20 protein-coding genes are annotated in these 20,588 nt (G+C 44.9%); 12 read left to right on the forward strand and 8 right to left on the reverse strand.

Going from position 1 to position 20,588, the window contains the following annotated elements; translation table 11 throughout:
* Positions 1-78: 78 nt before the first annotated feature.
* Positions 79-729, reverse strand: coding sequence for an undecaprenyl-diphosphatase (locus NLX74_RS21880; protein WP_254330151.1), 651 nt, complete (start codon positions 727-729; stop codon positions 79-81).
* 147 nt (positions 730-876) lie between these two features.
* On the opposite strand from NLX74_RS21880, the gene NLX74_RS21885 reads away from it, so the two are divergent.
* Both NLX74_RS21885 and NLX74_RS21890 read left to right on the forward strand, forming a co-directional pair.
* Positions 877-1,587 carry a response regulator transcription factor gene (locus tag NLX74_RS21885; RefSeq protein ID WP_250261460.1) on the forward strand — a complete coding sequence of 237 codons (711 nt, stop codon included), beginning with the start codon at positions 877-879 and terminating at the stop codon, positions 1,585-1,587.
* Positions 1,587-2,963 carry a sensor histidine kinase gene (locus NLX74_RS21890; RefSeq protein ID WP_254330152.1) on the forward strand — a complete coding sequence of 459 codons (1,377 nt, stop codon included), beginning with the start codon at positions 1,587-1,589 and terminating at the stop codon, positions 2,961-2,963. Before NLX74_RS21885 ends, NLX74_RS21890 begins: the two co-directional genes overlap by 1 nt.
* Before the next feature lie 82 nt (positions 2,964-3,045).
* On the opposite strand, the gene NLX74_RS21895 is transcribed toward NLX74_RS21890, so the two are convergent.
* Positions 3,046-3,519 (reverse strand): C40 family peptidase, encoded by a 474-nt coding sequence (locus NLX74_RS21895; protein WP_235306311.1) that lies wholly within the window; start codon positions 3,517-3,519, stop codon positions 3,046-3,048.
* A 350-nt stretch (positions 3,520-3,869) separates the two neighbouring features.
* Here NLX74_RS21895 and NLX74_RS21900 point away from each other — a divergent pair, with 350 nt between their 5' ends.
* A complete protein-coding gene (locus NLX74_RS21900; protein ID WP_254330154.1) occupies positions 3,870-4,904 on the forward strand; it encodes a glycosyltransferase family 4 protein in 1,035 nt (344 codons plus the stop codon).
* A 5-nt stretch (positions 4,905-4,909) separates the two neighbouring features.
* The gene (locus tag NLX74_RS21905) at positions 4,910-5,653 is read left to right on the forward strand and encodes a succinylglutamate desuccinylase/aspartoacylase family protein (protein ID WP_254330156.1); all 744 of its coding nucleotides are present in this window, start codon (positions 4,910-4,912) and stop codon (positions 5,651-5,653) included.
* Positions 5,654-5,757: 104 nt separating this feature from the next.
* Here the strand turns inward: NLX74_RS21905 and NLX74_RS21910 are convergent, their stop codons facing one another.
* Positions 5,758-7,101 (reverse strand): sugar phosphate nucleotidyltransferase, encoded by a 1,344-nt coding sequence (locus tag NLX74_RS21910; RefSeq protein ID WP_254330158.1) that lies wholly within the window; start codon positions 7,099-7,101, stop codon positions 5,758-5,760.
* A gap of 61 nt (positions 7,102-7,162) precedes the next feature.
* Positions 7,163-7,999, reverse strand: coding sequence for a DUF6492 family protein (locus NLX74_RS21915; protein ID WP_254330160.1), 837 nt, complete (start codon positions 7,997-7,999; stop codon positions 7,163-7,165).
* Between the two features lie 208 nt (positions 8,000-8,207).
* Here NLX74_RS21915 and NLX74_RS21920 point away from each other — a divergent pair, with 208 nt between their 5' ends.
* Positions 8,208-9,050 (forward strand): YheC/YheD family protein, encoded by an 843-nt coding sequence (locus tag NLX74_RS21920; RefSeq protein ID WP_254330162.1) that lies wholly within the window; start codon positions 8,208-8,210, stop codon positions 9,048-9,050.
* 16 nt (positions 9,051-9,066) lie between these two features.
* On the opposite strand, the gene NLX74_RS21925 is transcribed toward NLX74_RS21920, so the two are convergent.
* A complete protein-coding gene (locus NLX74_RS21925; protein ID WP_250261454.1) occupies positions 9,067-9,549 on the reverse strand; it encodes a DinB family protein in 483 nt (160 codons plus the stop codon).
* A gap of 137 nt (positions 9,550-9,686) precedes the next feature.
* On the opposite strand from NLX74_RS21925, the gene NLX74_RS21930 reads away from it, so the two are divergent.
* Positions 9,687-10,235 (forward strand): CGNR zinc finger domain-containing protein, encoded by a 549-nt coding sequence (locus NLX74_RS21930; RefSeq protein WP_250261453.1) that lies wholly within the window; start codon positions 9,687-9,689, stop codon positions 10,233-10,235.
* 195 nt (positions 10,236-10,430) lie between these two features.
* A complete protein-coding gene (locus NLX74_RS21935; RefSeq protein WP_254330164.1) occupies positions 10,431-11,210 on the forward strand; it encodes an ABC transporter ATP-binding protein in 780 nt (259 codons plus the stop codon).
* Positions 11,211-11,226: 16 nt separating this feature from the next.
* On the opposite strand, the gene NLX74_RS21940 is transcribed toward NLX74_RS21935, so the two are convergent.
* Positions 11,227-12,153 (reverse strand): AEC family transporter, encoded by a 927-nt coding sequence (locus tag NLX74_RS21940; protein WP_254330166.1) that lies wholly within the window; start codon positions 12,151-12,153, stop codon positions 11,227-11,229.
* Positions 12,154-12,362: 209 nt separating this feature from the next.
* Complete coding sequence (gene trhO, locus NLX74_RS21945; RefSeq protein WP_250261451.1) at positions 12,363-13,256, reverse strand: oxygen-dependent tRNA uridine(34) hydroxylase TrhO; 894 nt, start codon at positions 13,254-13,256, stop codon at positions 12,363-12,365.
* Positions 13,257-13,466: 210 nt separating this feature from the next.
* On the opposite strand from trhO, the gene NLX74_RS21950 reads away from it, so the two are divergent.
* From NLX74_RS21950 to NLX74_RS21960, 3 genes are all read left to right on the forward strand, one after another.
* Entirely contained in the window at positions 13,467-14,756 is a 1,290-nt protein-coding gene (locus NLX74_RS21950) for a glycoside hydrolase family 27 protein (RefSeq protein WP_254330167.1), read from the forward strand.
* Between the two features lie 257 nt (positions 14,757-15,013).
* A complete protein-coding gene (locus tag NLX74_RS21955) occupies positions 15,014-16,057 on the forward strand; it encodes a carbohydrate kinase family protein (protein WP_254330169.1) in 1,044 nt (347 codons plus the stop codon).
* A gap of 539 nt (positions 16,058-16,596) precedes the next feature.
* Positions 16,597-18,336: a proline--tRNA ligase gene (locus tag NLX74_RS21960; RefSeq protein WP_254330171.1), complete on the forward strand. Its 1,740-nt coding sequence runs from the start codon at positions 16,597-16,599 to the stop codon at positions 18,334-18,336.
* Here the strand turns inward: NLX74_RS21960 and NLX74_RS21965 are convergent.
* Positions 18,333-19,079: a spermidine synthase gene (locus NLX74_RS21965; protein ID WP_254330173.1), complete on the reverse strand. Its 747-nt coding sequence runs from the start codon at positions 19,077-19,079 to the stop codon at positions 18,333-18,335. The two genes, NLX74_RS21960 and NLX74_RS21965, sit on opposite strands and share 4 nt — an antisense overlap.
* A 236-nt stretch (positions 19,080-19,315) precedes the next feature.
* Here NLX74_RS21965 and NLX74_RS21970 point away from each other — a divergent pair, with 236 nt between their 5' ends.
* The gene (locus NLX74_RS21970; RefSeq protein ID WP_250245220.1) at positions 19,316-20,035 is read left to right on the forward strand and encodes a YebC/PmpR family DNA-binding transcriptional regulator; all 720 of its coding nucleotides are present in this window, start codon (positions 19,316-19,318) and stop codon (positions 20,033-20,035) included.
* A gap of 284 nt (positions 20,036-20,319) precedes the next feature.
* Complete coding sequence (locus NLX74_RS21975) at positions 20,320-20,586, forward strand: hypothetical protein (protein WP_254330175.1); 267 nt, start codon at positions 20,320-20,322, stop codon at positions 20,584-20,586.
* The last annotated feature ends 2 nt before the right edge of the window (positions 20,587-20,588 follow it).

The following is a 20,588-nucleotide window of genomic DNA, read 5'->3' on the forward strand; positions in this document are numbered from 1 at the left end:
ATGAGCCCGGTACAATACCGAGCTCATGCCCAACTGGTTGCATAAAAATAGTTGTCTAACTTTAAGGGGTCACTTCATTTAGCGTCTGCTTTTCATTTGGACAGAGGAAGTGTGCTCATTCATCTTAGTTCTGGCCTGTTCACCAGGCTTGAGCCCCAGCTTCTGCTCCCATTTTTCATAAAATATAATAGCCGCCTGCATGAAGATGCCAGGAAGCTTCCGGCTTCGAATGAAATGATGAACGCCGACGGCACAACCTGCACCAATAAGCGCACCTGCCAAAATATCCGAGGGATAATGCACTCCGGTCCACACACGGGATACTGCGATGAGTACAGCCAAGATAACCCAGAGGACACGAAATTTTTGATGATGAAGCCATAAAATTGTAGCCAGAGCAAACGATCCAAGGGCATGGTTACTCGGGAATGAAGCATTAGGATCATGATGAATAAGCTGAATGACTGAATGTCCGACAAAAGGCCGATCTCTGTAAAACAAATGTCCAAGGCCCCAACTAATTACAAAGCCGATACAAACCGTTATGACGGCTTCTAAAACCATCATCCGATGCGGCATTTTAAAAGTGAACCAGTAAATCAGCAAAGCCACTCCGAATAAATACGGTGCATATTGCGCCAAGAAAAGCATGGTTCCATTCAAAAAGGCGAGGGAATTAGCCAGTTCATTGATCCAGTGAAATAAAGCATAGTCTACATTAATTAACATGAATAAATTACTCCTTAACATCAAAAAATTGAATAACAAAGTTATATTATAGAGCGACTACACGGATAAAAGCTTAAAATCAAATAAAAAATGAATGTCATTTCCATTACTCATTTGTTTTTTCTATAGAAAATAGGTGGTTTTGCAATGGAAAAGTCGGTGCTGGTTATTGATGATGAAGAGAAGATATCCAGATTGCTTCAGTTGGAGTTATCCCATGAAGGATATGCAGTTGAAATCGCACAGACGGGCAGAGAAGGATTGGAAAAAGCTCTAGCTGGTAAATGGGATATCATCATTCTGGATGTAATGCTGCCGGAGATGAACGGGGTCGAGGTGCTAAAGCAGATTCGAAAAGTGGACAATCATACACCAGTAATTATGGTCACTGCACGTAACACGACTCCTGATAAGGTTTCAGGTCTGGATGAAGGTGCCAATGATTACATTACGAAGCCTTTTGAGATCGAGGAGTTATTAGCGCGGATGCGGGCCAGTATGAGGCATCAAATGGAGCCAACAGCTACCACTTTACAGGAAGAGGATAAGCCGCCGTCTAGGCTGCAAGTGGACAGCTTGGTGTTGGAACGCAAGACACGGTTAGTGGTGCGGGAGGGCAATCGAATCGAACTGACGCCAAAAGAATATGATCTGCTTCTTTATCTGATGGAGCACAAAAATCAGGTATTGCAGCGGGATCAAATGATTCAGGACGTGTGGGGATTTGATTTTGTCGGTGATACGAATGTCGTAGATGTGTATATCCGGTATGTTCGCAAAAAAATTGATCATGGATACAAAAAGAAATTGATAAAAACCGTGCGCGGCGTTGGGTACTGCATCCGGGAGGAAGACTAGTGAAGCTTCGGACCAAAATAACCCTACTCAGTTCTATTTTAGTGATGTCGATACTCCTGTTTGTGGATGTTACAGTTCACCTATTGTTCGTCAAAATCGCTACGCGAAATGAAAGAGAAGTGCTGCAAAATAAATGGACTGAAATCATTGCCGAAACAGGACCCACGATGATTCTAAAGAATGCATGGGGCCCCAAACTGAAAGATGAGCTTTCTGGAGACACCACTCTGAGAGTGTTTGATCGGCAATCCCGACTTCTGTATGAAGTAAGTCGCCAGTCCCGATTTAAGCTGGGCGATATACGTTTTAACACTTCACAAAGTTCTCAACTGACAGATGTACAGGGTCATAAAATTTTGGTAATCCATCTCCCTGTGCTTTCTCCAGAGGGTAATCATAAGGGGACCCTGGAGATTGTAGAAAAATGGGATGCACTCGAAACCAATCTCGATATTTTAAATACGATCCTCATCACATCCACTATAGGGGCTATGTTGCTAAGTTTGGTAGGGAGCACGATTTTGGCGAATGCGATATTGCTGCCGATTTCAAGTAGTATTCAAACGATGCAGGAAATAGAAAGAAGCTTGAAATTCAAAAAAATCCCCGTTGGTGGTCACAATCAAGATGAATTGTCCCAAATGACCACTACTTTTAACCGAATGATGGAGAGATTAGAAGAAAGCTTTCAGAGTCAGCAGCAGTTTGTTTCAGATGCCTCACATGAGCTGAATACGACACTTATGATTATTGAGGGTTATGCCAACATGCTGCGGCGGTGGGGCACGCGTGACGAGGACATTCGTAAGGAATCCATTGAGTCGATCTATGAAGAAACTCAGCGAATGCGTACGATGACACAGCAGTTGCTGACTCTTGCCTCCTCACAGCAGAAAGACCCTGAGCCGCATGAGCGGATCGAAATGATCGGTTGTTGTCAACAGGTAGTAGCGCATCTCAAGCCTGTACATGATCGTCAAATTTCTATTTTAACAGAAGAGAAAGAAATTTGGCTGGATGCCAACCTGACGAAAATGAAGCAGTTGCTAGTGATCCTGCTGGATAATGCATTAAAATACAGCTCGGATGAGATCGAAATAGGGTTATCTACAGATGAAAAGGATGTCTATATCCAGGTTAAGGATTATGGGATCGGAATACCTGAGGGCGAGATCAAGCGGGTCTTTGAACGATTTTATCGGGTAGATAGCTCCAGACATCGTAAAACCGGAGGAACCGGGCTGGGGTTGCCGATTGCCAAGGCAATTACAGACGCCCATCAGGGTACGATACGTATGGAGAGCGTAGAAGGAGAAGAAACGGTAGTCATCGTCACGCTGCCCCAAAGACAACAGGAAAGGCTGTCCCTCCAGTAGAAATATCTACTCGTGGAACAGCCCTTTTTATTGTTACTTGTAAGTTAAGCATTCGGTGGATGGAAGTTATCTAAAATTTATGCTAAAGGACACGACGTGCTGTTGTATAATTGCGACTCCACCATCCCGAATTTAGATCTGTAACCGTTACGCCGCCTTTACCATACGTATGCAGAATTTTGCCGTTCCCCATGTAAATGGCTACATGATGAATTGGCGCATAGAAAAAGACCAAATCGCCTTTTTTCAGCTGGCTACGCGGTACGAAAGTGCCAACAGTTGATTGCTGTCTGGAAGATCGCGGAAGCTTGATGCCATTTTGTGCAAATACATATTGAGTGAATGAAGAGCAGTCAAAAGAGCTTGTACTGCCAGCTGGGGCTCCATGTTGATAACGTACGCCCATATACTGGGAGCCTTTAGAAATAATCCGATCAGCTTTACTTGCCGAAGCGGCGTGAGTGGTGGCTGGTCCAATGACGAAGCTCCCTGCGCTCAATGCCAAAGTCATAGTAAAGCAAATACCCATCCACAATTTTTTAGAAGTACGTTTCATATATAAATTCCTCCGTTATTCGTATTGTGTTGATGTCCTGAAATGACAATAACACAAATAAAATGTCCGGAATTTACCACTCATGGTTACAAACCTGTTACCCCAACGCTTTGTCCTCATTTATTAGAAAACGATGAGAATTTCCTCCTTAATTTTGGCTTGACAAAATGTATAGATTCCACTTATAGATAGGCTCGTATGACAAAAATCGACTTGCAGTCGATTGGCACAAGCAATCACGCAAAATATACATACCTATATACTACAATTTACCTGTACGGGAGTATGTTCTGATTCCCGTTGACATTGTAAGGATCACACCGTATTTCCGGTCAGGAAGGGGAATTCGTATGGCTTCAAAGCAGAATAAAGCACTCAAAAAACCACGTCTAACCATTGTTCAGGTCATTTCCAACTATCCCGATGCACAGCCGGTACCCTCCAACAAGGGCGGAACGGAAAAGGTCGTGTATGAATTAACGGAGGAATTGGTGAGACGAGGACATCATGTATCTCTTTTTGCCGCCCGTGGGAGCAGGAGCAGTGCGCGATTGATTCCCTATCCCAAGGGGTTGAAACATAGTCAGATCCCCCAATATGTACTCCGGCATATGCCTTCCGACACACATATCATTCATGATCATACCTTTCGTTCTTCTGTAGGGCGTAGGAAGCTGCCTTGTCCATCAGTTTGCACCGTTCATCTTCCAGTGAAGAGACACGGTAAAAACCCAGTATATGTAAGTAAACGAGCGCGCCAGCTGATGGGCAGGGGCAAAGGTTTTTATATCTATAACGGTATCAACACACATGAATACGAGTTCAGCAGTGAGAAGCGTGGCTACTTGCTGTTCATGGGCAGAATCATTCGAGATAAAGGTGTATTGGAGGCCATTCAGGTTGCAGAACGAACAGGAAAAAAACTGCTTATTGCAGGTCCTATCAAAGCACCAGACTTTTTCCGTAAAGAGATTCAGAAACGAATTCAGCGCAATCCGAATATACGCTATGTGGGGGCAGTTGGAGGCGATCAGAAACAGAAGTTGCTGAAACATGCAGAATGTCTGTTGTTTCCGACACTGTGGGAAGAGCCATTCGGACTTGTCATGGTTGAAGCCATGGCTTGTGGAACACCGGTGCTGGCATTAAAAAATGGCTCCGTCCCCGAGGTATTATCGGGCTTTCCGCAGTTGATTTGCAAATCGGTTAGCCAAATGGCACGAAAAGCACAGCAAAAGAACTACCCGTCACCAGCGAAGCTGCGTTTGTATGTGACTCAAAGATTTACCAACAAACAGATGACCAGTAACTACTTAAGATTATACCGTGAAATCATCCGTCGGCGAGAACAGAAGAGAGGACAACGGCAGCCTATACGGAGGTGAAGGAGATGCAGGTCAAACGATATATGCTCGGAAAGGGCTCTTGGGCAACTCCTTATTATATAGTTACAGGGGGACAGAAAGGTCCGTGTGTGATGGTGGTGGCGGGAATACATGGTAAAGAAATAGCAAGCATACGAGCTGCTGAGAAATTGGTAAAGCTTTTGAATCAGCAAAAACTGCGATTTAGCCATGGTAAGCTTATAATTGTACCGATTGTAAATCAAGAGGCTTACCGCAAACGGATTAGAGGAATACCTGATCTTAATCGAACCTTTCCGCGCAAAAAAAAGCAGCTGGCAACACAACCACTTTCCGCTGCTCTATTCAAATTAACACAAAAGCATCAACCTGAATGGTATCTCGACTTGCATGAGGCCAACGGATTGTCACAAAAGGATGCCAAGGTGCTTGGTCAAACGCTAATCTCCAATAAGGCCAATCCCGTGGTTCCTACGGTTCGTCGGATTATTAAGCGAATGAATCGCTCCATCCAGGTGAGCAACCGACATTTCAACATTCGGTTGCATGAGCTTCCAGGTTCCTCCCGCACTGCTGCAGCCCGTATTTTAGGTGCACGCGCGGTTACCGTGGAGACGGGTTGGAGCCTGCCCAAGAAAGTACGCATACACTATCAGTTGGAGATCGTCCAGCATTTTTTAAAAGAAGCCGGAATAGTCAAAGACAACGAGGTATATTTATCTGCCAAGGTTAGAACGGTTACCTCAAGAAAATATGGCACCACAAAATAAAATCGCTTCTGGAGCAAGGATTTTTTCACCTTGCTCAGAAGCGATTTTTTATGTGCGACCTTCGTTCAGAATCCGTGGTGTGCTGATATTATATCTATGTGTTGTCAGGCTTCTGATTTATAGAAGGCGTTCACTAAGCTGTTCCCCAGACGTACCTCAATTAGCTCCAGTGGTGTATCCAGATCGGCACGGATCGTGTGATACGTATCGACCGGAATGCTAAATACAGAACCGCTTGCTGCAGCAAAACGTTCTCCGTTCAGCATGACCTCTCCCCGGCCGGACACGATCGTCCATACTTTAAGTCCACTGCCGTGAATACGGCCATTCAAGCGGTGATCTGGCAGTACCGTCAGCCGTATGGCCAGTATATCGTTCAGACTCCGATGATCAAATTCGTCCAGCAATCGGTAACTGCCCCAAGAGGTTTCGCCATGCTTGGGATGTAGTTGAAGTTTGCCTAGCTGGTCCTTGATCGCGTGAGCATGGCTCTTGGAAGCGATGAGAATGCCGTCGGGGCTCGCAGCTGCAATAATATCTTCTACACCAATGACATGAAGTGGATAGGGCAACTCATTGACGATGTACGTGCCATGAGTTTGGCCACTGATCTGTCCACGCCCGATCACTTGGCTATTTAGCTGCTCTGTTAGAGCCTGCCAGTTGCCGATGTCGTGCCATTCGCCATCGTAGGGCAGGACGATGGCATGTTCGGCTCGCTCTGCAATCTCCTCGTCGAAACTGCGAACCGGGAGGCCATCATATATTGCGCATAATGCTTTATCGTTCAGCGGCAAATAACTTCGCTCCATACAGGAGAGCATATACCGTAATGTAAAAGCGTAAATACCACAGTTCCACAGCGCACCCTGATGAATAAGCTGCTGTGCCCCGGAATGATCCGGCTTTTCTGTGAAGCGAGCAACTTGCGCATAAGAAGGTTTCCCTTCCCGTATCATTTGCAGACCCGGAACGACATAGCCGTATTGGTCGGAGGGATGAGTGGGCCTTGTCCCAAGCATAGCCAAATCGGCTCCGCTCTCAAGCAATAAGCCGGAGAGCGCTGCTATGCTATGGAAGAAATCCTCCCCTGCAAACATGTCCGCTGGAGCAATGCAGAGAACTTCATCCAGCCCCATGCCTCTGGTGTGAAAATAAGCAGCCGCCAGTGCAGCCGCGGTGAAGGTTCCCCGTTTGGCAGGCTCGCCCAAAACGGGCAGACGACCTTCTGTATGGCGAAAGGCTAGATTTACCTGGCTTCGATGAGCCAGAAGCAGGGCAGAGGAATCCAGCCCGGCTAAGGTAAGCTGACGGTACACCCGGCCGAGCATAGATTCCTTTCGCCCGTCAGGGGCGGGCAACAACTGGAGAAACAGCTTCGACCGGATTTCGTTGGATAGTGGCCATAGCCGTTTTCCAGCACCACCGCATAACAATACGATGCGCACGGACGTTTCCTCCTTCAATGCAGATCCATTTGGATTGCATCATTTTGCAGGATTTTAAGAACTATTTTAGCGATGATTCAATCTTTGTTTTTGGAGCAAGCTGGTACACCTTGCGTTGATGAAAAGATAAGGAACGATAGCTCTTGGCCAAGACACCCAATTGTTTTTGCGACAGGGAAGAAGCCCGACTATGAAGCGCTTTATTCAATGACTTGCGCAAAATCATCTGAGAAGGCTTATTGCTGTATAAATAGTTGGCATACGTTTCATATTCGGAAAACCCAAACTGTTTTGTCCGGTTTATACTTTGGATAATCGCATTGTACCAAGGTTTTCCATGTCGGGCCTCGATAACTTGCTTGAGCTGGATGAGCCGCGCTTTTTCAAAAAGCATATAGTGAGTGACAAAGGATTTTGGTGAGGGTGCTTTAACGCCAATCAGCTTGTGGTAGGTGCGAAAATACTCAGGCTGGCTCCAGCTGCGGTAGTAAAAAATCGTTTTTCCGTCTTTACGGAACGTATGTGGACGAATCAAAATCGTGTCCGCGTCAATGACGAGAAAAAAAGAGGCTTTACTGATTTTGTCGCCATTCATTTTGAGTAATTGTTGATACAGCCAGCCTGAGCGGTCCCAGCGCGTTGTCCCGTAATGAATATGTTTTTTGGTGATGGGCAGCACTGTTTTTTCGTCAATAAATGTACATTTCTTGTTTGCGCACAGACGGCGAATCCCGGTGCTTTGCGGTGAGACGATATAAATAGTTCCAATTCGGTGCTGCACGTGACGGCGCAGACTGTCAATCACCAGCGGTAGTGTGGCAAGATCTTTATCAATTGCTGGAATCAGAACATCGATTGTAAGGGAACCCTTCCGTGGCCCATCCGATTGCGCTGACATGTCATTCACTCCCTATATGTGCAAATATACGCTCCCAGCGTCTCCCAATATCGTATGCTTGGACAGGCGCTTTCGACCGGGCAAGGTCAAACGTCCATTTCTATGCAGGACAGGGCTGATGAAGCTTCGAATGGGGAGTTAGCGCATACGATAGATTGATCTTTTTTAACAGGAGCGTTCTACCTGAGAGTAGAGAGGAGAGGGGCAAGTGAATTCTTCACAAGCGCAGGCGTTGCGCAGCAAATGGCATAAAACCCAATTGTTGCTCCAGCATGGCAGCATTAAGCCGTATGTACCTGAAACTCGCAAATATAATAAAGCAAATTTGAAATCAATGCTGGAGAAGTACGGTATGGTCTATGTAAAACCCGAGCGAGGTACCTTTGGTAAAGGTGTAATGAGAGTAGAGCAGGAGACCGGCCAGCGTTTCGCCTATCAATATGAGGAAACGCGCCAAGAATTCAAACATTTGGATGCACTATATATCAGCCTATCGAAACATACGGGGAAGAAAAATTATCTCATTCAAAAGGGAATCCATTTACTACGCCATCAAATGCGTTATTTTGATATTCGGGTCATGGTGCAGCGTAATGAAAAAGGGCTATGGGAGTCTACCGGAATTATTGGACGTCTTGGTCATCCCCGTAAAATCGTGACCAACTATCATAGTGGTGGTAAGCCGATGGCCTTGGAGCAGTTACTAAAATCCCATTTATCGCAAAACAAGCAGGCGGACCTGGTTAAGAAACTAAATGAACTGGGTCTTACTATCGCCAAACAACTGCAAAAAACATATCCGAAATTCCGGCAAATTGGTGTGGACATTGGACTGGATCATCGCTTTATCCCGTGGATTATTGAGGTGAATACGAAGCCGGACCCATATATTTTTAACCAATTAACAGATAAGTCCATGTACCGTAAAGTGTTAAGCTATTGGCGACTGGCTAATGAAAAAAGGAAGGTCACCGTCCCAAGCAAAGATACAAAGAGTAAAGATAAAAATAAGAATGTAATTAAAGATTCTAAAAAACAAAAAATATCTTGACTAAAGGATTACATTTTTAAACTCGCCAAGTCCCCAATTGTTTGCGTATAAGTACGATTTGTCCGCTATGATATGCATCGTGCAGCGTCCACCGCGATAATTCAGCACCGAGAGTGTCGGAGCCGAGAGGCTTATCCAGATCAGCATCATTCAGAGCAGTAATGGCGACAAGCAGTTGGTTTACAAGAGCTTCCGCTTCTTTCAGCGTCTCCTGCCATCCTTCATCGTCTTCAGCATCCCCTGGCGGACCGAATGTCTCATCATTGCTTATTCCAGTTGAACTTATAGGGCGGTCAGTTAAACGTCTCAAAATACGCTCATTGTAATAATTAATGTGACGAACCGTTTGCCAAATCGTGTTTCCTCCACCTGGTGGTGTCCAAGTGGCCTCCTGTGTATTCACACCCTGAAGTGCTGCGGCAAGAGGAACAATCCATTCTTCCTTATCCCATGAATTTTCTCTTTGCAATACCAGCATATTTACTCGATCTCGGCTCACCTAACCCAACTCCTTTTGTAGGGATGTAACTAGCTAAACATAGGATAAATCGTTACAATTAACAATATAGCATGACAAATTAAGATTTGCAACCAGTTAAAATGATTTTAGTGGTTACAGACGGTGGAGGAACTCTTTTGAATACACTTTGGACTGATTTTGTAAACAGCGAATGGCACGATTGGAGAGGGAGCGGACGTTCAGAAGATCGTTTGTTGAAGCCCGAATGGCAAAATGAATTTCTTATGCGGTGGCAATTTACCGCTTCGGTCCCAGCCAGTGCGGAAGATATCGAAGAAATGCAAATTCTCCGGCGGGAATTACGTAGCTTCGCTGAGCACCTGACTTCTGGTGGACAAATGACAACTGATCTGGTGGATATGATTAACCGAAAGATGATGAAAGGGGGGCCGGTCACTCGCTTATTAAAGCAACAGGATGAGCATTTCAGCATTGTGCTGGAACCCGTGGCAAATGGTTGGAAAAAAGTGCTGGCAGAGGTTGTAGCCGATTTTGCCCAGGCACTTGTCAATAGCGGCGGCTCCAGAATTCGTATTTGCGATAATACCGATTGCCGATGGGTATTTTACGATGATACCCGAAATCGGTCAAAGCGATTTTGCGACGATAAGATGTGTGGTAATTTGATGAAGGTACGCCGTTTTCGCGAGCGTAAGAAAAAGTAGATGGAGCAAGAGAATTTACATGAGCAGTACATGTTGAGCCCACTCCTATATGAACAATGGAGTGGGTTATTTAAAATTGAACAACCTGTGACCCTGTGCTATGCTTACATAAAAGAGAAGCTAGACGTACTAACGATAATCTTTACTATGCGTATAAACATCTGATGATACGACGAATAGAAAGGATGTACAGCCATGAATTCTGTCATTGAACTTAATAATGTAAGCTGGAAGAGAGATAACCGCACCATACTGGACCAAATCAATTGGCAGGTAGCTGAGGGAGAGCACTGGGCTGTACTCGGCTTGAATGGGTCAGGTAAAACAACGATGCTCAATATGATTAACGGTTACATATGGCCAACTACAGGTAGTGTCGGTGTATTGGGGCATACCTTTGGAGATGTGGATCTGAGGGAGCTGCGCAAATCTATTGGTTGGGTCAGTTCCTCTTTACAGGAAAGAATTAATGGGACTCAGCGTACGCAGGATGTTGTCATTAGCGGCAAATTTGCCTCCATTGGACTTTATGACCAGACGACGGATACAGAGTATGAACAGGCCGTTCAGCTTATGACGCAACTGGGGTGTGCTCATCTCGTGGATCGGTTGTATCAGGGATGCTCACAGGGAGAAAAGCAAAAAGTGCTTATCGCCCGCGCATTAATGGCCTCGCCCAAGCTACTGATTTTGGACGAGGCGTGTAATGGTTTGGACTTTTTCTCCCGGGAAGCATTGCTAGATAGCATTCGCCAGTTATCGGAGTCGCCGGCTTCGCCGAATTTACTGTATGTTACACATCATATCGAAGAAATTCTACCGATGTACACGCATACGATTTTAATCCGCCGGGGCACGGTATTTGCCAAAGGTAAAACGACTGATATTCTGAGTAGTGACACACTTAGTGCTTTTTTTGAAACGCCTGTACAAGTAGAATGGAGACAGAATCGCGCTTGGCTCTCTATGGTGTAGAGAGTCTTTTTTCTCGCTAACCTGCTACCAACATAATCAGAATAGGCAATATCAGGAATGAGGCAAGCGTGCTCCACAGGATGCAGGTGGAAACCAGTTTTGGCGATGCATTAAATTTTTCTGCTAAAATGACAGCATTCACAGCAACCGGCATCGAGGCCAAAATGAAGAGAACGGAGAACAAAAGGCCTGAAATTCCCAGTATCAGCATAGCAAGACAAGCCGCAAGCGGAGAGAGCAAAAGGCGAATTGTTAGTCCGGCGTAGCTGGCTTTTTTAATAGACGACTCCAGTTTGAATATTTTTACATAAGCCATCTGGGTACCAAGGATCGCCAGCACGACTGGAGAATAGGCGGCAGCAATCATCGATACGCCCGACTGAATGCCAGAGGGAAGATGCCAGTCCAGCAGCCGCAGTACCATGGCGAGTAGAGCTGCATAGATCGCAGGAAGTGAAAATACCGACTTAACAGCACTTTGAACAGAAAATTCAGAGCGGGCTGCAAAGTAAACGCCAATGGTATTGACCATAATCATCTGGATGACGACATACACGGAGGCTTTATCCAGACCGAGCTGCCCAAAGGCAAGTAAAATAAGGGGCAGGCCATAATTTGCACTATTGGTCAGCGTGGAGATTAAGGTAAGTCCAGCCGTTTCCGGAGTGCTCAGTCTAAAGATTTTCCCCGCTAATTGTGCAATTCCCCACAACAGCAGCAGGTTCAGTATTGAAAAAGCGGCAGTCTGCGCTACATCATGCCAAGAAAGCTGTGCTTTGAGTAGCGTGTCCAGAATCATGGCGGGGCTTAAAAAATATAAATACAAAGTCGAGAGCGGTTTCGTTTCCAGCTTCATGAATTTTCCGAGTAAAAATCCGGCGATCACTGGAATGGACAGCGGAACGATAACGGATAATAGAGTTGAAAGTACGATTTGTATCATGAATTCCACCCATCCTTTCTGTAATGACATTTTCCATTATAAGGCGCTACTTTCGAGCCCGTCCAAGATGAAAACACAATCAAGGTCATAGGTATATACTATGGAGCCTTCGACACTTATTGTGAAAACAATAAAAGGGATGCCCTATTAACCGTTTATCATGGCTGTGGGCATCCCTTTTATTATAATGAACCAATGATACTGCCGATTTATGCAGTAGCGACGGTTTCCGCTTTGGTTCGGCAATCATCAGAGCAATAGTGCTGATGCTGTTCTTCGCAATCCGGACATACGATATGCTGGAGATTGCACACCGGGCAGTTGATATAATGATCGCTGGGCGTTTCACAATGAAAGCACTTGCCGACAATGACGTCTTCATCCGTATGATTGATCGGAATGGAGATTCGTTCGTCAAATACGTAGCATTTACCGTCAAACAAACGTCCTTGTACTTCCGGGTCCTTGCTGTAAGTCACAATGCCGCCATCCAACTGGCCTACATCGTTAAACCCTTCTTTGATCAGAAGACCGGACAACTTTTCGCAACGGATACCTCCGGTGCAGTACGTCAGGATTTTTTTGTCTTTGAACTGAGTCATATTGTCGCGAATCCATTGTGGAAATTCACGGAACGATTCGACTTCAGGGCGAATAGCCCCGCGGAAATGACCGATGTCATATTCATAATCATTACGTCCGTCCAGAACAACTACATCTTCATCTTGAAGCTGTTCATAAAACTCCTTTGGTGACAGCCGCTTACCGCTAATTACATTAGGGTCCAGTTCATCCTCATGACGCAGCGTAACTAGCTCCTGACGATGGCGTACAAATATTTTCTTGAACGCATGACCGTCAGACTCATCTATTTTAATAACAATATCGTGGAATTTCGGATTGGCGCGCAAATCACGCATATATTGCTCCGTTTGCTCTACTGTACCAGACAGTGTTCCGTTGATTCCTTCTGCAGCAATCAAGATTCTTCCCTTGACGCCCAGCTCCTTGCAGTAAGCCAGATGCTCTGCCGTAAAGGTGGCAGGATCTTCAATGTTGACATATTTGTAAAACAACAAAATTCGATAAGCATGTTCACACACGTAAAATCACCCTCTGATTCAAGTCAAAGTTTTTTAACAAGCAATTTTAAATGTACCACATTCTTTAAGTTAGTCAACTTAAATGTATAAAAAGTGGAAATGGAAAAGATGACGAGCGACAAAAGTAAGGGTTTACATTATAATAGTAACGTAGTAATGAGGGGATTTCTGGTAGCAGGATGAGTTTTACTAGGTGAAAGGATGAATGAAATGAAACATCATTTGACAGCGCATACACCACCTATGGGGTGGAATAGCTGGGATTGCTACGGTGCAGCAGTACAGGAAGAGGAAGTACGGGGAAATGCTCAATATATGGCGGAGCACCTGAAGGAATATGGTTGGGAATATGTCGTGGTGGATATTCAGTGGTATGAGTCAGGAGCAGTTTCTTCACAGTATCGCCCGTTCGTCCCATTGGAAATGGATTCATTTTCACGTCTTATTCCAGCGGTGAATCGTTTTCCTTCGGCAGCAGATGGACGAGGCTTCCAAGCTCTTGCGGAATATGTACACGGTCTGGAATTGAAATTTGGTATACATATTATGAGAGGCATCTCCCGTCAGGCGGTTCACCAGGATACCCCGATTTTGGGAACCACAGCCACGGCGAGACAAATTGCGCATCCCAACTCTATTTGTCCCTGGAACACAGATATGTATGGGGTAGATGCATCCAAGGAAGGCGCACAGGAGTACTATAATTCGTTGTTTGACCTGTATGCGGAATGGGGTGTGGATTTTGTCAAAGTAGATGACATTGCTGCATCACGTCTCTATGGTATTCATTTGGCGGAAATTGAATTGATTAGGCGGGCTATCGCCCAATGCGGACGTCCGATGGTGTTGAGTCTATCACCTGGTCCTGCGCCGCTGGAGCATGCATCTGATTTAATTGCAAACGCGAATATGTGGCGTATGACTGATGACTTCTGGGATGTATGGCCTTTACTGTATGGTATGTTTGAGCGCTGCGAGAAGTGGGCGGAACATGTAGGTCCGGGTCACTGGCCGGATTGCGACATGCTGCCACTAGGTCATCTGGGTATTCGTTCGGTAGATTCGGTGGATTCCGGCAGCCATGACCGATGGACACGCTTTACGAAGGATGAGCAGCTAACGATGATGACCTTGTGGAGCATTTTCCGGTCTCCACTGATGTTCGGGGGAGAACTGCGGGATAATGATGCATGGACCCTTTCCTTGCTAACGAATGAAGAAGTGTTAAATGCTCATCGCAACGGTTTGAATGCGCGGCAGGTGTACAGAAAGGATGAACATATCGTTTGGAATTCACATAACGGGGAAGGTCATATATACGCAGCTTTGTTTAATGCTGGAGATGAAGCTTCAAAGGTGCGTGTATCCTTAAAAGACCTTGGTATTGAAGGACAGGCAAATGCCAGAGATTTGTGGAACCATGTGGATTTAGGTGTTTTAACACAAGAACTGTCCGCAGATTTACCTCCTCACGGAGCAGCTCTATTTATTTTGAAATAGAGGATTTTGCAAAAATCCTGAATAAATAATGTAAGGAAGAACTATGCTGCAATTCCAACCCAATCACCCTATCGTAAAAGTGGAAGGTAAACTTTACGATAGGGTGATTTTTTTGCATGGGTAACTTTAGGATATTTTAACGAACTCGACATTATTCTTGGGAATTTGACATTTGGAACGTGTTAATTTTATAGGGTGCCTATTTCTGTACAAATTTAAATCATTCTAGCGAATAGACTCGAGAAAGGAGTCAAATCATGAAATTAAAAAAAATCCACAAAAATGAACAGGACGAGCCTTGGCCCTCTAGCAAACCAATACTATGTATCGGGGGGGCCAATCTGGATCGTAAAATCATGATTAAAGGTACATTTCAGCTTCATACCTCCAATCCGAGCAGTACAAGGCTGCAATCTTGCGGTGGGGTAGCACGAAATGTAGCCGAAAATTTAGGGAGGTTGAGCCAACGGGTCAGCCTGCTAACTGCGGTTGGGGACGATGCGGAAGGTGAATTTATTATTGAACAGTCCAGCCGTTACATGCACGTGGTTCCTCTGCAAGTCAAAGGTGAACCGTCAACTGGGGTTTATACTGCCTTGCTGAATGAGCGTGGTGAACTGATTGTAGCGACAGCAGAAATGGAGATTTATGATCAGATTCGTCCTTCAGTAATTTATGAAAATACTCCTTTAATCGCCTCGTCCCGACTCGTTCTGCTGGACACTAATTTCTCTATGAACGTAATTGCAGCCACCATACATGTCTGCCATAAACATCGGGTTCCGATTGTCGTTTCTTCGGTATCGGCCTCCAAGATGAGAAAGCTTCCCCGGAATTTGCATGGGGTGGAATGGCTGGTATGTAAACCGGTGGAGGCTGAAGCTTATTTGGGGCTAGAACTTACAGATGATCAGCATATGTTGGATGCCACCCGGATTTTTCACAAACTTGGGGTTCAAAATGTCATTTTTATCTGTGGTGCTGATCGAGTTTTGTACGCCTCTCAGGATGGAACTCATGGACAAATTCCTATGCATCCCGTTCAAGAGGTCATTGATGTCACAGGCGCAGATGATGCTTTTATTGCCGGGATGATTTATGGAATCACCCAAGGTTATCCTATGGAGCAAGTGTGCCAATTTGGAATTAGCTGTGTCGACTTGACCCTGCAAACGGATCGGACGGTTTCAGAGACCCTTTCTATGAATAAACTCCATTCTAGGTTTCAAGAGCTGTATGGCACACATTCGCAAAATTTTGTGTTTTTCAAGGGTGTGTATTTTAAAAAGGAAGATACATAAGTAATCAAGAGAACTCTACCCTACAACAGCGCGTATTGGGAGCTTCACATACGTAATGGCTTGGTAGTGTCTGCTTTGTTCTGGGTTTTCGCAGGTGTATCCGTTCTAAAGTCTGGCCACTCATTATGCAATAGGGTAACCAACGGAATTTAATTATCTTGAAAATTAAATATCGTTCATGTCCCTGGTTAATCTCAGATAGACGATTATCTCCTTGACTAGAAATTACATTTCGTGTAAAGTGGTGAAAATTGTAATATATAGGAATAGTGTAGACCAAGGATCAAAGGTTCAATACCCGCTGTACAGAGAAGAAACTCATGGGCTGAAAGGTTTCTCGCCGCGAATGAACGTTTCCCTGCCTTGCGAGCTGTAGCGGTTTGTAAGATAAACCGTTACCGGCTAGACGCCGTTATCTGATGAAGGACCGTTCCGTGTATGGCTACGGTCAAATTAAGGGTGGTACCACGACACATTCGTCCCTGACGGATGTGTCTTTTTGCGTACATTTTATCGTCCATACAAGGAGGTAGCTACACATGCGCCAAAGCCAATTATTACTGACAACCTTGCGTGAAGCACCCGCAGAGGCCGAAGTGAACAGTCATCAGCTTATGCTGCGGGGAGGATTTATCCGCCAACTGGCGGCTGGAATGTACACCTACATGCCATTGGGCAGACGGGTGCTCAGAAAAGTAGAGCAAATCATACGAGATGAAATGGATCGCGCCGGAGCTGGGGAGCTACTGATGCCTGTATTGCAGCCAATGGAGCTATGGCAAGAATCAGGGAGATACGATGTTTACGGTCCTGAGCTGATGCGTCTGCAAGATCGACATGATCGAGAGTTTGCATTGGGGCCTACACATGAAGAGGTTATTACGTCTTTAATACGAAATGAAGTGAATTCTTATCGCAAATTGCCTGTAACCCTGTATCAAATTCAAACCAAATTTCGGGATGAACGACGTCCTCGATTTGGCCTGCTTCGCAGCAGAGAATTCTTGATGAAGGATGCCTATTCGTTTGATGCACATTGGGAAGGACTAGATCATACCTATTGGACTATGTTCCAGGCATATCAGCGCATTTTTACCCGCTGTGGTCTGTATTTTCGTGCAGTAGAAGCAGATGCGGGTGCCATTGGTGGCGAAGGTGAAACCCATGAATTTATGGCTCTAGCTGATATTGGAGAGGACACCATTGTAGCATGCACCTGCTGTGAATATGCAGCTAATCTTGAAAAAGCCGTCGCGCGGTCGACGGAGAAAATAGAAATAGCTCCAGTCTCAGATGAAAATGAACATGTCAGCCATCCTTCTTTTGATACAGCTAAAATGGAAAAATTCCATACTCCAGGCCTACGTACAATAGATCAACTGGTTGAATCGCTTCACATAGAACCTGAAGAAATCATCAAAACACTGATTTATATGGCTGACGATCAACCTATTGCTATAGTTGTCAGGGGGGATCATGAGGTTAACGAAGTGAAAGTTAAACATATTTTAGGTAGTGAAAAATTCGAAATAGCAAGTGCAGACACCGTGTCAAAGGCGATTGGAACCCCCTCGGGGTTCGTAGGCCCATGCGGATTGACGATCCCTGTGTGGGTAGATGACGCCGTTGTCCAAATGTCCAGCGGTATCGCGGGCGCGAACGAGCTAGATTATTATTATCGACATGTGAATCCAAGGCGCGATATAGATCTTCGGCATGTGGCTGACTTGCGGAATGTTATAGAAGGGGATAGATGTCCTCGATGTGACGAAGGGGAATTGAAACTTTATCGTGGGATTGAGATCGGACACGTGTTTAAACTGGGCACCAAATACAGTGAGAAGCTGGGTGCGACTTTTCTAGATGCGTCCGGAACGGAGCAAACGATGATTATGGGCTGCTACGGTATTGGGGTTTCCCGAATCCTTTCTGCCATTGTAGAACAAAATCATGATCAGAACGGAATGATATGGCCTCATGCGCTGGCCCCGTTTCAAGTTCATATCATTCCGATTTCTGTGAAAGACAGGCTTCAGATGCAATTAGCCGAGAAATTATACAACCAACTGCAGGATCACGGTGTGGAGGTGCTGCTGGACGATCGGGAGGAACGGCCCGGGGTTAAATTCAAAGACTCTGATTTAGTAGGTATTCCCGTGCGCATTGTCGTTGGTAAAGATGCCGAACACGGGAAAGTAGAGTTAGTGGAACGAAAAAGCTGCAACAAAGAGACGATTCATATCGAAGATGTAGAGAGACGAATATTGGAACTACGCTAAGCATCTGTATCCCGTAGAATATGGCCTTCTCCAAGTGTAATCTCATGAAAGTCCGCCATCTGACGTGCCTGAAACCGGATTGGCTTGTCCCGACCTACCATAATGATATTTTGAATGTCGGCAGCGCCGTCCGAGGGGAGCGAGAAAGTTGTGACATAGGCGAATTCTTCACGCAACGTTGTGTGAATGGCATTGATCAGGTGGTCGTGTTCACTTTTGCCCATTAAATTCATGATCAGGGAGCCTTCGGAATCCAGCTTTTCTTTGGCCATCTTGAAAAATTCCCAGGATACTAAATGCAAGGGTGTACCCTGCTCTGTGAAGGCGTCCAGAATAATATAGTCATAAGCATCAGGCGCTTCCTTCTCCAGAATGCGTCGTCCATCGCCAACAGTTACATTATCCTGATCGTATCCAAAGAATGTTCGGCTGAACTCTACGACTTGTGCATCCAGCTCGGCAATCCTAAAGCGTTTATCTGTAAAATGGCCCGCTATTGTACCTATACCGTGCCCAATAACAAACACGTCTTCAAATGTCGGATCGTTCAGTTCCATGAGATGGATGATTGCTCTCGGATATTCGAACAGAATGCGTTGCGGATGATTCAAGTCCAGCCCGCCTTGGATGGCTGTATTTGAAAACTGCATCACCCGAAATAATCCTTTTTCACCGTACAGCTCGGTGGTTTCGTATACTGTGATTTCATGATTATGGCTCAACTTTTTGTACAAGACATCCAATTAAATGATCTCCTTCAAGTCAGACTTCCTCCTCATCTTAGACATGGATAGGGGGATTGTCCATAGATGAGGAGAATTGAAAGTTCACATTTTCAAGCATACCTAATTAGGTAGAATTGTTTATTTTTCCATAACGGAGTTGTTTGAACTTGTTCGTATGTCCTTTAGGAGATATAATATACAAGGATATAATGAAGTTCGTTGTGTATATTCATACAGGAAGAGAGCGGGATATTATGGGACGTAAGTGGAATAACATTAAAGAAAAGAAGGCATCCAAGGATGCTAATACGAGTCGTATATATGCTAAATTTGGCGTGGAAATTTATGTGGCAGCCAAACAGGGCGAACCTGATCCTGAATCCAATCGGGTATTAAGAGTCGTTTTAGAACGTGCAAAAACGTACAATGTACCCAAAGCAATCATTGACCGTGCCATTGAAAAAGCAAAAGGTGCTGGCGATGAAAACTACGTAGAGCTTCGTTATGAAGGTTTCGGACCGAACGGTTCCATGGTCATTGTAGATGCACTGACCAATAACGTTAATCGTACAGCATCGGATGTGCGTTCTGCTTTTACTAAAAATGGCGGTAGCCTGGGTGTGAGCGGATCTGTAGCCTACATGTTTGATTCAACAGCAGTTATTGGTCTGGTGGGTAAAACCGCAGATGAAGTGCTGGAGCTGTTGATGGAGGCAGATGTAGAGGTGCGAGACATCATTGAAGAAGATGAAGCCGTCATCGTATATGCAGAGCCTGATCAATTCCATGCTGTGCAGGAAGCTTTCAAACAAGCAGGAGTGACTGAGTTTACCGTTGCGGAGCTCACCATGCTTGCTCAAAATGATATTTCTCTTCCAGAAGATGCACAAGTTCAATTCGATAAATTGATTGATGCATTAGAGGATTTGGAAGATGTTCAGCAGGTTTACCATAATGTAGACTCTGACGAATAGTCAGATTGCATCATTTACATCTGAGCGTTTGTATAAAATAAACATTCCTAAACCATCGTATTTCGGTACGATGGTTTTTTTGTGAATCAACATCTACATAAGATCGCTTTAACTTTTTTGACTGATCGGTCTGTAAAAATTATAATCATAGGCAGGAAGGTGAAAATGAGGTTTGGAAAGAGCTAAAGAATTCGATACTGAAAGTTAAGGATGCAATAGCGATAATTTTTAATGAATCTGTCAGGATTTTGACGGATAAGAGGCTGTCCAAGGAATGCTTTATTATGAACAGTGCTATTGAACAGGTGCCGCATCATCATGAGATCAAAGCTTTTATTTCTGAAAATACTGAAAAGCTTGAACTTGCTTTTTACGACGCCCTAGTCTGCGCCCAAAAAGAGGGGGAGATTCATGCTACGGAATCTGAGCTATTGTCAATCGCCAGATTTCTAAATCATGCCCGACTATCGTTGACATTTACTGCTAAGACAGGCGAAAGCACTGAGGTGCTTAGAGATATCGTGCGTACGACACTATCAATTTTGGATTGATC

It is taken from the genome of Paenibacillus sp. MZ03-122A, assembly GCF_024213325.1.
In the GTDB taxonomy this organism is placed as follows: Bacteria; Bacillota; Bacilli; order Paenibacillales; family Paenibacillaceae; genus Paenibacillus; species Paenibacillus polymyxa_B.

Coding starts and splice junctions, on each gene's coding strand:
- NLX74_RS21880 (WP_254330151.1), bottom strand. CDS start 729: ATGTTAATTAATGTAGACTATGCTTTATTTCACTGGATCAATGAACTG.
- NLX74_RS21885 (WP_250261460.1), top strand. CDS start 877: ATGGAAAAGTCGGTGCTGGTTATTGATGATGAAGAGAAGATATCCAGA.
- NLX74_RS21895 (WP_235306311.1), bottom strand. CDS start 3,519: ATGAAACGTACTTCTAAAAAATTGTGGATGGGTATTTGCTTTACTATG.
- NLX74_RS21900 (WP_254330154.1), top strand. CDS start 3,870: ATGGCTTCAAAGCAGAATAAAGCACTCAAAAAACCACGTCTAACCATT.
- NLX74_RS21905 (WP_254330156.1), top strand. CDS start 4,910: ATGCAGGTCAAACGATATATGCTCGGAAAGGGCTCTTGGGCAACTCCT.
- NLX74_RS21915 (WP_254330160.1), bottom strand. CDS start 7,999: ATGTCAGCGCAATCGGATGGGCCACGGAAGGGTTCCCTTACAATCGAT.
- NLX74_RS21935 (WP_254330164.1), top strand. CDS start 10,431: ATGAATTCTGTCATTGAACTTAATAATGTAAGCTGGAAGAGAGATAAC.
- NLX74_RS21940 (WP_254330166.1), bottom strand. CDS start 12,153: ATGATACAAATCGTACTTTCAACTCTATTATCCGTTATCGTTCCGCTG.
- NLX74_RS21950 (WP_254330167.1), top strand. CDS start 13,467: ATGAAACATCATTTGACAGCGCATACACCACCTATGGGGTGGAATAGC.
- NLX74_RS21955 (WP_254330169.1), top strand. CDS start 15,014: ATGAAATTAAAAAAAATCCACAAAAATGAACAGGACGAGCCTTGGCCC.
- NLX74_RS21960 (WP_254330171.1), top strand. CDS start 16,597: ATGCGCCAAAGCCAATTATTACTGACAACCTTGCGTGAAGCACCCGCA.
- NLX74_RS21970 (WP_250245220.1), top strand. CDS start 19,316: ATGGGACGTAAGTGGAATAACATTAAAGAAAAGAAGGCATCCAAGGAT.
- NLX74_RS21975 (WP_254330175.1), top strand. CDS start 20,320: ATGAACAGTGCTATTGAACAGGTGCCGCATCATCATGAGATCAAAGCT.